Annotated in this window: 11 protein-coding genes and 2 pseudogenes; 4 read left to right on the plus strand and 9 right to left on the minus strand. The window is 69.7% G+C overall.

Annotation, left to right across the window (positions count from 1 at the left end; genetic code table 11):
• The 3 genes and pseudogenes from CA983_RS29980 to CA983_RS29985 all read left to right on the plus strand — a co-directional run.
• A partial coding sequence (locus CA983_RS29980; RefSeq protein ID WP_143645583.1) for a M56 family metallopeptidase occupies positions 1–561 on the plus strand: 561 nt, incomplete at its 5' end.
• A gap of 208 nt (positions 562–769) precedes the next feature.
• Positions 770–877: pseudogene (locus CA983_RS49270) on the plus strand (GntR family transcriptional regulator); the annotation flags it as partial.
• A gap of 11 nt (positions 878–888) precedes the next feature.
• Positions 889–1,176, plus strand: a pseudogene (locus CA983_RS29985) (HEAT repeat domain-containing protein); the annotation flags it as partial.
• A 245-nt stretch (positions 1,177–1,421) separates the two neighbouring features.
• Here CA983_RS29985 and recQ read toward each other — a convergent pair.
• A complete protein-coding gene (gene recQ, locus CA983_RS29990) occupies positions 1,422–3,482 on the minus strand; it encodes a DNA helicase RecQ (RefSeq protein WP_244207159.1) in 2,061 nt (686 codons plus the stop codon).
• A 227-nt stretch (positions 3,483–3,709) separates the two neighbouring features.
• Here recQ and CA983_RS29995 point away from each other — a divergent pair, with 227 nt between their 5' ends.
• Positions 3,710–4,312, plus strand: a complete 603-nt coding sequence (locus CA983_RS29995; RefSeq protein ID WP_086603951.1) for a Uma2 family endonuclease — start codon at positions 3,710–3,712, stop codon at positions 4,310–4,312.
• Between the two features lie 78 nt (positions 4,313–4,390).
• On the opposite strand, the gene nuoN is transcribed toward CA983_RS29995, so the two are convergent.
• The 8 genes from nuoN to CA983_RS30035 all read right to left on the minus strand — a co-directional run.
• A complete protein-coding gene (gene nuoN, locus CA983_RS30000) occupies positions 4,391–6,040 on the minus strand; it encodes an NADH-quinone oxidoreductase subunit NuoN (protein WP_086603952.1) in 1,650 nt (549 codons plus the stop codon).
• Positions 6,037–7,608, minus strand: a complete 1,572-nt coding sequence (locus CA983_RS30005) for an NADH-quinone oxidoreductase subunit M (protein ID WP_086603953.1) — start codon at positions 7,606–7,608, stop codon at positions 6,037–6,039. Before CA983_RS30005 ends, nuoN begins: the two co-directional genes overlap by 4 nt.
• Before the next feature lie 5 nt (positions 7,609–7,613).
• A complete protein-coding gene (gene nuoL / locus CA983_RS30010) occupies positions 7,614–9,578 on the minus strand; it encodes an NADH-quinone oxidoreductase subunit L (RefSeq protein ID WP_086603954.1) in 1,965 nt (654 codons plus the stop codon).
• 15 nt (positions 9,579–9,593) lie between these two features.
• The gene (gene nuoK / locus CA983_RS30015) at positions 9,594–9,893 is read right to left on the minus strand and encodes an NADH-quinone oxidoreductase subunit NuoK (protein WP_003992252.1); all 300 of its coding nucleotides are present in this window, start codon (positions 9,891–9,893) and stop codon (positions 9,594–9,596) included.
• The gene (locus CA983_RS30020; RefSeq protein WP_086603955.1) at positions 9,890–10,732 is read right to left on the minus strand and encodes an NADH-quinone oxidoreductase subunit J; all 843 of its coding nucleotides are present in this window, start codon (positions 10,730–10,732) and stop codon (positions 9,890–9,892) included. The genes nuoK and CA983_RS30020 overlap by 4 nt, the downstream gene beginning before the upstream one ends.
• Positions 10,729–11,370: an NADH-quinone oxidoreductase subunit NuoI gene (nuoI, locus tag CA983_RS30025; RefSeq protein WP_086603956.1), complete on the minus strand. Its 642-nt coding sequence runs from the start codon at positions 11,368–11,370 to the stop codon at positions 10,729–10,731. Before nuoI ends, CA983_RS30020 begins: the two co-directional genes overlap by 4 nt.
• Positions 11,363–12,739, minus strand: a complete 1,377-nt coding sequence (gene nuoH, locus CA983_RS30030; protein WP_086603957.1) for an NADH-quinone oxidoreductase subunit NuoH — start codon at positions 12,737–12,739, stop codon at positions 11,363–11,365. The genes nuoI and nuoH overlap by 8 nt, the downstream gene beginning before the upstream one ends.
• On the minus strand, positions 12,736–13,565 hold an 830-nt coding region (locus tag CA983_RS30035), incomplete at its 5' end, for a molybdopterin-dependent oxidoreductase (protein ID WP_086603958.1). The genes nuoH and CA983_RS30035, both read right to left, overlap by 4 nt.

The raw sequence follows: 13,565 nt of genomic DNA on the forward strand, positions 1-13,565 counted from the left end.
GTCCTGGAGGACGAATACCCCGACGCCTGGTGGATGCCCGGCAGCCCTCCCCAGCTGATCGTCCTGGAGGACGAATACCCCGACGCCTGGTGGATGCCCGGCAGCCCTCCCCAGCTGATCGTCACCACGGGCGCCCTGCACCGCCTCACGGACCACCAGCTCGGCGCCGTCCTCACCCACGAGCGCGGCCACGCCCGCGCCCGCCACGACTGGCTGCTGCACCTGTCCACCGCCCTGGCCACCGGTTTCCCCCGCATCCCGCTGTTCGCCCACTTCTGCGACCAGACGCACCGACTGGTCGAACTGGCCGCCGACGACACGGCGTCCCGCCGCTGCGGCCACCTGACCACGGCCCTGGCCCTGATCGAGCTCAACCAGCACCGCGGCGTCCTGTCCTGCGCCTCCAGCCACCGCCTGCTGGGCGAGCGGGTCGACCGGCTCCTGGAACCGCCGCCCCGGCTGGGCCGCCGGCACCGGGCCCTGACGACCACCACGGCCGCACTGGTACCGCTGCTGCCCCTGCTGATCGTGTTCGCGCCGGGTCTGACTGCCCTGTCGTAGCCGTACGGGACCGGCGGCTGGTGTCGGGTCTCTGTCATAGCCGTGCGGGACCAGTGGTCGGTGGCGGATCTCTGTCACAGCCGTACCGGACCGGTGGGGTCGGTGGCGGATCTCCTCACCGGCCCGCCGAAAAACCAGCTCAACGACCGAACCGGTCGCGCTCGATGGCGCAACATTCCTGCAACACCACTTTTCCTATCGGATAGGTATGGTCCGGGCCATACCCAGTGACCGCATCCGAGACCACGCCGGACAGGGAGCCGCGACCACCGTCGCCGCCCACCGCGCGCGGCGCCGGCTGCGCGCAGACCGGGCCGGCAACTGGCGGGCACCACCGGCTGCCCGGCACCCCTCACCGAGCGTGCCGTGGCCGCCCTGTCCGAGCAGGCCTGGCAGGTGCGGGCCGGAGCCGCCACGGCCCTGTCCGTCATCGACCCCGAGGTGGCCGTCCCCTCCCTCGCCAAGGCCCTCTCGGACGCCAACGCCGATGTCCGCAAGGCCGCCGTCCTGGCACTGACCCGGCACCGCGTCACCGAGGAGGCCCGCGCGGCCCTCGCGACGGCGACGTCGGACGCCGACGCGGATGTCAGGGCGTACGCGGCAAGGGCGCTGTGACCGCTGCCGGTGCGGCCGGGGAACGCAGGCCGACGCTCGGGACGGGCCGATGTCCGGGCCGGGCGAATACCCGGGGCCGGGCCGACACCCGAGCCGGCCGACACCTGGGCCGACACCCGAGCCGGGCCAATGTCCGGGTCCGGGCCGACGCCCAGCTCTGCCGGCCCTGCCCCCACCCCAGCACCAGCACCAGCACCAGCACCAGCACCAGCCGATGCCCTGCCCTGACCCAGCCGAAGCTCGGCCTATATCCAGTCGGGCTCCGGCTCCCCGTCCAGCTCCGGCCACTCGTGCGGCTCGCCCTCGTCCTGGCCGGGCGCCTCAGCCACGGCCGAGCCCGCCACCGCTGCCGAGCCGGCCGCCGAAGCCGCACCCTGCGGCCCGCCCAGCGACGCGAGCACCTCCAGCACGCCCTCCCCGTACGTCGTGAGCTTCTTCTCCCCCACTCCGCTGATCCCACCGAGCTCGGCCACCGAGCTCGGCCACACCGTGGCGATCTCCCGCAGCGTGGCGTCGTGGAAGATGACGTACGCCGGGACGCCCTGCTCGCGTGCCTGCTCGGCCCGCCAGGCGCGCAGTGCCTCGAAGGCCGGCAGCAGTGCCTCGGGCAGCTCGGCGGCGGCCGTCCTGCTCTTGCGCTCGCCCCGCCCGGAGCCGGACGACCCCGACGCTCCGGACCGGGAGGTCACCGGCTTCTTCGGCTCCTTCCGCAGCGGCACCTCCCGCTCCCGCCGCAGCACCTCCCCGCTGGCCTCGGTCAGCACGAGCGTGCCGTACTCGCCCTCCACCGCGAGCAGCCCCTGGGCCAGCAACTGCCGGATCACACCGCGCCATTCACCCTCGGTCAGATCCTCGCCGATGCCGAACACCGACAGCCGGTCGTGGTCGAACTGGATCACCTTGCCGGTCCGCTTGCCCAGCAGGATGTCCACGATCTGCACCGCGCCGAACTTCTGCCCGCGCTCCCGCTGGAGCCGCACCACCGTCGAGAGCACCTTCTGCGCCGCGACCGTGCCGTCCCAGGTCTCCGGCGGGGTCAGGCAGGTGTCGCAGTTGCCGCAGGCAGGCTGGTCCGGGTCCTGGCCGAAGTAGGCGAGGAGCTGGCCTCGGCGGCACTGGGCCGTCTCGCACAGCGCCAGCATCGAGTCCAGGTGGGCCTGGGCCCGCCGCCGGAACGCCTCGTCGCCCTCGCCCGACTGGATCAGCTTGCGCTGCTGTATGACGTCGTTCAGCCCGTAGGCCATCCAGGCCGTCGACGGCAGCCCGTCACGCCCCGCCCGGCCCGTCTCCTGGTAGTAGCCCTCGACCGACTTGGGCAGGTCGAGGTGGGCGACGAAGCGTACGTCCGGCTTGTCGATGCCCATTCCGAAGGCGATGGTCGCCACCACGACCAGGCCGTCCTCCCGCAGGAAGCGGGACTGGTGGGCCGCGCGCGTACCCGCGTCCAGCCCCGCGTGGTACGGCACCGCCTCGATGCCGTTGCGGCTGAGGAACTCGGCGGTCTTGTCGACCGAGTTGCGCGACAGGCAGTAGACGATGCCCGCGTCGCCCGCGTGCTCCTCGCGCAGGAAGCTCAGCAACTGCTTCTTCGGGTCGGCCTTCGGCACGATCCGGTACTGGATGTTGGGCCGGTCGAAGCTCGCCACGAAGTGCCGGGCCAACGGCATGTTCAGCCGCTCGGTGATCTCCTGGTGCGTCGCGTGCGTGGCCGTCGCCGTGAGCGCGATCCTCGGTACGTCCGGCCAGCGCTCGCCGAGCAGCGACAGCGACAGGTAGTCCGGCCGGAAGTCGTGGCCCCACTGGGACACGCAGTGCGCCTCGTCGATCGCGAAGACGGAGATCTTCCCGCGTGAGAGCAGGTCGAGCGTGTTCTCCAGCCGCAGCCGCTCCGGCGCCAGGTACACCAGGTCCAGCTCACCGGCGAGGAACTCCGCCTCCACCACCCTCCGCTCGTCGAAGTCCTGCGTGGAGTTCATGAACCCGGCCCGCACGCCCAGCGCCCGCAGCGCGTTCACCTGGTCCTGCATCAAGGCGATGAGCGGGGAGACGACCACACCTGTACCGGGCCTGACCAGGGCCGGGACCTGATAGCAGAGGGACTTGCCGGCGCCGGTCGGCATGAGCACCACCGCGTCGCCGCCCGCGACCACGTGCTCGATGACCGCTTCCTGCTCGCCGCGGAAGGCCTCGTATCCGAAGACCCGGTGCAGCGTGGCCAGCGCCTCGCTCGCCTCGGCGCCGAGGGGCCCGGCGGGGCCCCTGCCCGCACCGGTCCCGTTCCCGGTCACCGCGTCCAGTTCCGTCATCACACCCGTCCCGCCTGTAGCGACCATCGTTCCGTCCCCCGTGCGTCGCGCCTCGACCACTGCGTCCACCATAGGCGCCCGCACCGACAGCCCCGGAGTTATCCACAGGCCGCTCCGAACGCCTGCGTCAAGGACACGACCGTCGTTCACACGTTCGCGGGAGACCCCGCCCGTTTCCGCCCGATAGCCTGAAAGACCCGGCGAGACTCCGTCCCATGGGAGCACTGATGAGCGTCGCACCGAAGGCGTCCACGCCGACCTGGCCGACCCCGCCGGAAGGCGGCTGGACCGCCGACGACCTGGACCGCCTCCCGAATCTGCCTCCGCACACGGAACTGATCGACGGGAGCCTCGTCTTCGCGAGTCCGCAGACACTTTTCCACTCGCGCGCTGTGAGCTTCTTCGAATGGCAGCTCCAGTCCATCGCCCCCGCGGAATACGAGGTCATTCGCGAGTTCACCATCGACATCGATCGCCAGAACCGGCCCGAGCCGGATGTGATCGTGGTACGCGGCGACGTGGTGGAGGATCCTGAGCAGACCCGGTATCCAGCGGAGTCCGTCCTGCTCGCCATCGAGGTCGTCTCCGCGGACTCCATGTCACGGGATCGCGAGACCAAGCCGCTGAAATACGCCCGGGCCGGCATCCCTCACTACTGGCGTGTGGAGAACGAGAAGGGACTCGCCGTGGTGCACGCCTTCGAGCTGGAGCCCACCACCGGCGCGTACACCAGTGTGGGCATCTTCCGTGAGCGGATGAAGGTCAGCGCCCCGTTCGCCGCGGACCTGGACCTGGCCGGCATCAAGCCGCGGCGCAAGGGCGGCGAGTAATCGCCACGACGCCAAAGGACAGCGGCCCGGCTCCCCCCGGAAGGGAAGCCGGGCCGCTGTCTCACAGCCGGCGCGGCGTCAGCGCACGAACACCCCCGCCTGCCCCGCCAGATCCAGGAAGTACTGCGGCGCCACACCGAGCACCAGCGTGACCGCCACGCCGACCCCGATCGCCGTGATCGTCAGCGGCGACGGCACGGCCACCGTCGGGCCCTCCGGCCGGGGCTCGCTGAAGAACATCAGCACGATGACGCGGATGTAGAAGAACGCCGCGATCGCCGACGAGATCACACCGATCACGACGAGCGGGGCGGCCCCGCCCTCCGCCGCCGCCTTGAACACGGCGAACTTCCCGGCGAAACCGGAGGTCAGCGGAATGCCCGCGAAGGCCAGCAGGAACACCGCGAACACGGCCGCCACCAGCGGCGAACGCCGGCCGAGCCCCGCCCACTTGGACAGGTGCGTCGCCTCGCCGCCCGCGTCGCGCACGAGCGTGACCACCGCGAAGGCGCCGATCGTCACGAACGAGTACGCGGCCAGGTAGAACAGCACCGACGAGACACCGTCGGGCGTGGTCGCGATGACACCCGCGAGGATGAACCCGGCGTGCGCGATCGACGAGTACGCCAGCAGCCGCTTGATGTCGGTCTGCGTGATCGCGACGATCGCACCGCCCAGCATGGTGACGATGGCCACCGCCCACATCACCGGCCGCCAGTCCCAGCGCAGGCCCGGCAGGACCACGTACAGCACCCGCAGCAGCGCGCCGAAGGCCGCCACCTTGGTCGCCGCCGCCATGAAACCGGTCACCGGCGTCGGCGCGCCCTGGTACACGTCCGGCGTCCACATGTGGAACGGCACGGCACCCACCTTGAACAGCAGGCCCATCACCAGCAGCGCGGCTCCGACCAGCAGCAGCGCGTCGTTGCCCATGGTGTCGGCGAGCGCCGGGTTGACGTCCTGGACCGTCCCGTCGACGACCTGTGCGATCGTCGCGTACGACATGGAGCCCGCGTAGCCGTACAGCAGCGCGATACCGAAGAGGGTGAAGGCGGAGGCGAACGCGCCGAGCAGGAAGTACTTGACCGCCGCCTCCTGCGACATCAGCCGCTTGCGGCGGGCCAGCGCGCACAGCAGGTACAGCGGGAGTGAGAAGACCTCCAGTGCCACGAAGAGCGTCAGCAGGTCGTTGGCCGCCGGGAAGATCAGCATGCCGGCGACGGCGAACAGCAGCAGCGGGAACACCTCGGTGGTGGTGAACCCGGCCTTGATCGCCGCCTTCTCGCTCTCGCTGCCCGGCACGGACGCGGCCTGCGCGGCGAAGGAGTCGACGCGGTTGCCGTGCTCCACCGGGTCGAGCCGCCGTTCGGCGAAGGTGAACAGGCCGACCAGGGCCGCCAGCAGGATCGTGCCCTGGAGGAAGAGGGCCGGTCCGTCGACGGCGATCGCGCCCATCGCCGCGATGCGCGCCTTGGTGGTGCCGTATCCGTCGGCCGCGAGTGCGACAACCGCGGCGAAGGCGGCCGCGAGTGCGACGACGGACACGAACATCTGGACGTAGTAACGCGATTTGCGCGGGACGAACGCCTCGACCAGGATCCCGACGATCGCCGCTCCGACGACGATCAGGGTGGGCGCCAGCTGTCCGTACTCGAACTTCGGCGCGTCGATCTTGGTGATCGGTTCGGCCGCGGTTGTCCACAGGCTGTGGACGGCTGTTGCGCTCACTTGGCCGCCTCCACCTCGGGCTGGGGGTCCTTCTTCTGTACGTCGGACATGGTCTGTTTGACCGCCGGGTTGACGATGTCCGTGACGGGCTTCGGGTAGACGCCCAGGAAGATCAGCAGTACGACCAGCGGGGCGACGACCACGAGTTCACGCACCCTGAGGTCCGGCATCGCCGCGACCTCCGGTTTCACCGGCCCCGTCATCGTCCGCTGGTAGAGGACGAGGGTGTAGAGCGCGGCGAGCACGATGCCGAAGGTGGCGATGATCCCGATCACCGGGTAGCGCGTGAACGTGCCGACCAGGACCAGGAACTCACTCACGAACGGCGCCAGCCCCGGCAGGGAGAGGGTCGCGAGGCTGCCGATCAGGAACGTGCCGGCGAGCACCGGGGCGACCTTCTGCACTCCGCCGTAGTCGGCGATGAGCCGCGAGCCACGCCGGGAGATCAGGAAGCCCGCCACCAGCATCAGTGCGGCCGTCGAGATGCCGTGGTTGATCATGTAGAGCGTCGCCCCGGACTGGCCCTGGCTGGTCATCGCGAAGATGCCCATGATGATGAAGCCGAAGTGGGAGATCGACGCGTAGGCGATCAGCCGCTTGATGTCCCGCTGGCCGACCGCGAGCAGCGCCCCGTAGATGATGCTGATCAGGGCCAGGACGAGGATGGCGGGCGTCGCCCACTTGCTGGCCTCCGGGAAGAGCTGGAGGCAGAAGCGGAGCATCGCGAAGGTGCCCACCTTGTCGACGACCGCCGTGATCAGTACGGCGACCGGGGCGGTGGACTCCTGCATCGCGTTGGGCAGCCAGGTGTGCAGCGGCCACAGCGGCGCCTTCACCGCGAAGGCGAAGAAGAAACCGAGGAACAGCCAGCGTTCGGTGCTGGTCGCCATGTCGAGCGAGCCGTTGGCGCGGGCCTCGGCGATCTCCGTGAGCGAGAAGTTCCCGGCGACCACGTACAGGCCGATCACCGCGGCCAGCATGATCAGGCCGCCGGCCAGGTTGTAGAGGAGGAACTTCACCGCCGCGTACGACCGTTGCGTGGCCGCCGTCTTCTCGCCGTGCTCGTGGGCACGGTCCCCGAAGCCGCCGATGAGGAAGTACATCGGGATCAGCATGGCTTCGAAGAAGATGTAGAAGAGGAAGACGTCGGTGGCCTCGAAGGAGAGGATCACCATCGCCTCGACGGCCAGGATCAGGGCGAAGAAGCCCTGCGTCGGCCGCCAGCGCTTGCTGCCGGTCTCCAGCGGGTCGGCGTCGTGCCAGCCCGCGAGGATGATGAACGGGATCAGCAGGGCGGTCAGCGCGATCAGCGCCACCGCGATGCCGTCCACGCCCAGTTCGTAGCGGACGCCGAAGTCCGCGATCCAGGCGTGGGACTCGGTGAGCTGGTAACGCTCGCCGTCCGGGTCGAAGCGGACCAGGACGGTGATCGCCAGGACGAGGGTGGCGAGCGAGAAGAGCAGCGCCAGCCACTTGGCGGCGGTGCGCTGCGCGGCCGGTACGGCGGCCGTGGCGATCGCCCCCACGGCCGGGAGCGCCGCTGTCACTGTCAGCAGAGGAAAGGACATCGGTATCAGACCGCCCTCATCAGCAGGGTCGCGGCGACGATGACCGCCGCGCCGCCGAACATCGAGACCGCGTAGGAGCGGGCGAAGCCGTTCTGCAGCCTGCGCATCCGCCCGGAGAGGCCGCCGACCGAGGCCGCCGTGCCGTTGACGACGCCGTCGACCAGGGTGTGGTCGACGTAGACCAGGGACCGCGTCAGGTGCTCGCCGCCGCGGACCAGGACGACGTGGTTGAAGTCGTCCTGGAGCAGGTCGCGCCGGGCGGCCCGGGTGAGCAGGGAGCCGCGCGGGGCGACGGCCGGGACCGGGCGGCGGCCGTACTGCGCCCAGGCGACGGCGACGCCGAGGACCATCACGGCGACCGTGGCCAGCGTGACCGTGAGGGCGCTGATCGGCGGGTGGCCGTGGTCGTGTCCGGTGATGGGCTCCAGCCAGTGCATGAAGCGGTCGCCGATGCTGAAGAACGCACCGCCGCCCACCGACCCGACGGCCAGCACGATCATCGGGATCGTCATGACCTTGGGCGACTCGTGCGGGTGCGGCGGGGTGTACTCGCCGCGCGTCTCGGCGGCGGGCTCCACGTCCGGCTGGGCCGGGGACGGCGTCGGGGCGTTGCGCCAGCGCTCCTCGCCGAAGAACGTCATCAGCATCACGCGCGTCATGTAGTACGCGGTGATGGCCGCGCCGAGCAGGGCGCAGCCGCCGAGGATCCAGCCCTCGGTGCCGCCCTTGGCGAACGCCGCCTCGATGATCTTGTCCTTGGAGAAGAAGCCGGACAGGCCCGGGAAGCCGATGATGGCCAGGTAGCCGAGGCCGAAGGTGACGAAGGTGACCGGCATGTACTTCCGCAGGCCGCCGTACCTCCTCATGTCCACCTCGTCGTTCATGCCGTGCATGACCGAACCGGCGCCGAGGAACAGCCCGGCCTTGAAGAAGCCGTGCGTCACCAGGTGCATGATCGCGAAGACGTAGCCGATGGGGCCGAGGCCCGCGGCGAGGATCATGTAGCCGATCTGCGACATGGTCGAACCGGCCAGCGCCTTCTTGATGTCGTCCTTCGCGCAACCGACGATCGCACCGAACAGGAGCGTGACCGCACCGACGATGGTGACGACCAGTTGCGCGTCCGGGGCGCCGTTGAAGACGGCTCCGGAGCGGACGATCAGGTACACGCCCGCCGTCACCATGGTCGCGGCGTGGATGAGGGCCGAGACCGGGGTCGGGCCCTCCATCGCGTCCCCGAGCCAGGACTGCAGCGGCACCTGGGCGGACTTGCCGCAGGCGGCGAGCAGCAGCATCAGCGCGATCGCCGTGAGCTTGTCCTCACCGGCGGCTCCGGCGAGCCCGGCCTCGTCGTGGCTGCCGAGCACCGGCCCGAAGGCGAAGGTGCCGAACCAGAGGAACATCAGCATGATCGCGATGGACAGGCCCATGTCGCCGACGCGGTTGACCAGGAAGGCCTTCTTCGCGGCCGTGGCGGCGCTGGGCTTGTGCTGCCAGAAGCCGATCAGCAGGTAGGAGGCGAGACCGACGCCCTCCCAGCCGACGTACAGCAGCAGGTAGTTGTCGGCGAGGACGAGCAGCAGCATCGCCGCGAGGAACAGGTTCAGGTAGCCGAAGAAGCGGCGGCGCCGCTCGTCGTGCTCCATGTACCCGACGGAGTAGAGGTGGATCAGCGATCCGACGCCCGTGATCAGCAGCACGAACGTCATGGACAGCTGGTCGAGCTGGAAGGCGACGTCCGCCTGGAAGCCCTCCACCGGGATCCAGCTGAACAGGTGCTGGGCCATGACCCGGTGTTCGGCGTCCTGGCCCAGCATGTCGGTGAACAGCACCAGGCCGAGCAGGAAGGAGGCGGCCGCGAGCAGCGTGCCGATCCAGTGGCCCACGGCGTCCAGCCGGCGTCCGCCGCACAGCAGGACCGCCGCTCCGAGCAGGGGCGCCGCCACCAGCAGCGCAATGAGGTTCTCCACGATTCTTCCGACCCCTTACAGCTTCATCAGGCTGGCGTCGTCGACCGAGGCCGAGTGGCGGGCGCGGAACAGGGACACGATGATCGCGAGCCCGACCACGACCTCCGCGGCGGCGACGACCATCGTGAAGAAGGCGATGATCTGGCCGTCGAGGTTGCCGTGCATCCGGGAGAAGGCGACGAACGCGAGGTTGCAGGCGTTGAGCATGAGCTCGATGCACATGAACACGACGATCGCGTTGCGCCTGATCAGCACGCCGGTGGCACCGATCGTGAACAGCAGGGCCGCGAGGTACAGATAGTTGACCGGGTTCACTTCGACGCCTCCTCGGGCCGCTTGAACGTGGTCGGCTCGATGGCCTTCCGCTCCAGGCGCTCCTCGGCACGCTGCTCCAGGGCCCGCAGGTCGTTGAGCGCCTCCTGCGACACGTCCCTGATCTGGCCCCGCTCGCGCAGCGTCTTGCTGACGGTGAGGTCGGAGGGCGTGCCGTCGGGCAGCAGGCCCGCGATGTCGACCGCGTTGTGCCGGGCGTACACACCGGGGGCCGGCAGGGGCGGCAGCTGCTTGCCCTCGCGGACCCGCTGCTCGGAGAGTTCGCGCTGCGTCTTGGCACGTTCGGTGCGCTCGCGGTGCGTGAGCACCATGGCGCCGACGGCGGCCGTGATGAGCAGGGCGCCGGTGATCTCGAACGCGAAGACGTACCTGGTGAACAGGAGGGCGGCGATGCCCTCCACGTTGCCGCCGGCGTTCGCCTGGCCGATGCCGTTGAACTCGCTCAGGGAGGCGCTGCCGATCCCGGCGATCAGCAGGACGCCGAAGCCGAGGCCGCACAGCAGGGCCAGCCAGCGCTGGCCCTTGATGGTCTCCTTCAGGGAGTCCGCCGCGGTGACGCCGACGAGCATCACCACGAACAGGAACAGCATCATGATCGCGCCGGTGTAGACGACGATCTGTACGACGCCCAGGAAGTAGGCGCCGTTGGCGAGGTAGAACACCGCCAGGATGATCATGGTCCCGGCGAGGCAGAGGGCGCTGTGCACGGCCTTCTTCATGAGGATGGTGCACAGGGCGCCGATCACCGCGATCGTGCCCAGGATCCAGAACTGGACGGCCTCTCCGGTGGAGGTGGAGTAGGCGGCGAGCTGGGCGGTCATCGGCCGATCACCTTCTCCGACGCCGGTTCCGTCCCGCCGAAGGTCGAGTCGGCCTCCTGGACGACCTCGCCCTTGGAGTGGGTGACCTGCTGCTCCGTACCGGGTGCGGCCTCGGTGACCAGGCCCCGGTAGTAGTCCTGTTCGTCCATGCCCGGGTAGATGGCGTGGGGCGTGTCGACCATGCCCTCCTCCAGACCGGCGAGCAGCTGCTCCTTGGTGTAGATGAGGTTGGCCCGGCTGGAGTCGGCCAGCTCGAACTCGTTCGTCATCGTGAGCGCGCGCGTGGGGCACGCCTCGATGCACAGGCCGCACAGGATGCAGCGGGCGTAGTTGATCTGGTAGACGCGGCCGTACCGCTCGCCCGGCGAGTAGCGCTCCTCGTCGGTGTTGTCCGCGCCCTCCACGTAGATGGCGTCGGCGGGGCAGGCCCACGCGCACAGTTCGCAGCCGACGCACTTCTCCAGGCCGTCGGGATGGCGGTTGAGCTGGTGCCGTCCGTGGAAGCGCGGAGCCGTGGTCTTCTGCTGCTCCGGGTACTGCTCGGTCAGCCGCTTCTTGAACATGGCCTTGAAGGTCACGCCGAAGCCGGCCACCGGGTTCTGGAAACCGGGTGTGGTGTCCTTCGGTTCCTCAGCCATCGGACGCCTCCTTTCCATCCGTAGTTCCGCCCAGAGATCCGTCACTCTGAGTATCGGGCCCACCACTGACAATCAGCTCCCGCTCACTGCGCGAGCGGCGTCGCGGAACCGGTGGAAGCTCCTGCCCCGGCAGGGGCGGTACGGGGAATCCGCCCGCCATCGGGTCGAAGGCGGCCGGGGTCTCGGCGGGCTGCTCGGCCTGCTTCGTCTTCTCGCGGAACATGTCGACGACGAAGGAGAGCACCAGCAGGGCCAGCACGCCGCCACCGACGTAGAGGGCGATGTCGGCGAAGTCGTAGCCCTCGTTCCTGAAGGCACGCACGGTCGCGACGAGCATCAGCCAGACCAGCGAGACGGGGATGAGGACCTTCCAGCCGAGCTTCATCAGCTGGTCGTAGCGGACGCGTGGGAGCGTGCCGCGGATCCAGATGAACATGAACAGCAGCAACTGGACCTTGACCGTGAACCAGAGCATCGGCCACCAGCCGTGGTTCGCGCCCTCCCAGAAGGTGCTGACCGGCCAGGGAGCCCGCCAGCCGCCGAGGAAGAGCGTCGTGGCGACGGCCGAGACGGTCACCATGTTGACGTACTCGGCGAGCATGAACATCGCGAACTTGATCGACGAGTACTCGGTGTTGAAACCGCCGACCAGGTCGCCCTCGGACTCCGGCATGTCGAAGGGGGCGCGGTTGGTCTCACCGACCATCGTCACGATGTAGAGGACGAAGGAGAGCGGCAGCAGCAGGATGTACCAGCGGTCGGTCTGCTGCTCGACGATCGCCGAGGTCGACATCGACCCCGAGTAGAGGAACACGGAGGCGAACGCGGCGCCCATCGCGATCTCGTACGAGATCATCTGCGCGCAGGAGCGCAGGCCACCCAGCAGCGGGTACGTCGATCCGGAGCTCCAGCCCGCCAGCACGATGCCGTAGATGCCGACCGAGGCGACCGCGAGGATGTAGAGCATCGCGATCGGCAGGTCGGTGAGCTGCATCGTGGTGCGCTGGCCGAAGATCGAGATCTCGTTGCCGGCCGGGCCGAAGGGGATCACCGCGATCGCCATGAAGGCCGGGATGGCCGCGACGATCGGCGCGAGGACGTACACCGCCTTGTCCGCGCGCTTGACGATGACGTCTTCCTTGAGCATCAGTTTGATGCCGTCGGCGAGCGACTGGAGCATGCCCCAGGGGCCGTGCCGGTTGGGGCCGATGCGCAGCTGCATCCAGGCGACGACCTTGCGCTCCATGACGATGGAGATCAGCACGGTCACCATCAGGAAGGCGAAGCAGAACACCGCCTTGATGACGACCAGCCACCAGGGGTCGTGGCCGAACATCGAGAGGTCTTCAGCGGCGAGGTACGGGCTCATGCCTCCACCTCCTTGGGGGCCTCGCCGGCGAGGGTCGCCGGGCCGATGCGGACGAGGGAGCCGGGCCGCGCCCCGGTGTCGGAGGCGACGCCGCCGCCGGTGGAGTTCAGCGGCAGCCACACCACCCGGTCGGGCATCTCACTGATTTGGAGTGGCAGTTCGACGACTCCCTCGGGGCCGGTCACCGCGAGGAGGTCGCCCTCCTTGACGCCCGCCTCGGCGGCCGTCGCGGGCGACACACGCGCGCGTGCGGCGTGCCGGGTGCCGGCGAGTGCCTCGTCGCCCTGCTGGAGAACGCCCTGGTCGAGCAGCAGCCGGTGTCCGGCGAGCACCGCCTCACCGGCGGCCGGACGAGGCAGGACGCCCGCCGTCTCCAGGGGTTCGGTGGCCCGCGGGCCGTCCCAGGCGCCGAGCCGGTCGATCTCCGCCCGTACGGTGCGCAGATCGGGCAGTCCGAGGTGGACGTCCATGGCGTCGGCCACCATCTGCAGTACGCGCGCGTCGGTGGGCGCGAGGCGGCGGGTCATGTGGTCGGGCTTGAGCGCGGCCTCGAAGAAGCGGACCCGGCCTTCCCAGTTGAGGAAGGTGCCGGCCTTCTCGGCGACCGCGGCCACCGGCAGGACCACGTCGGCCTTGCGGGTGATCTCGCTGGGCCGCAGTTCGAGCGAGACCAGGAAGCCGACCTCGTCGAGTGCCGCACGCGCGCGTGCCGGGTCGGGCAGGTCGGCGATCTCGACGCCCGCCACCAGCAGCGCCTGGAGTTCGCCGGTCGCGGCGGCCTCCACGATCTGGCCGGTGTCGCGGCCGTAGCGGTGCGGGAGACCGG

Source organism: Streptomyces swartbergensis, from assembly GCF_002148965.1.
Classification (GTDB): Bacteria; Actinomycetota; Actinomycetes; order Streptomycetales; family Streptomycetaceae; genus Streptomyces; species Streptomyces swartbergensis.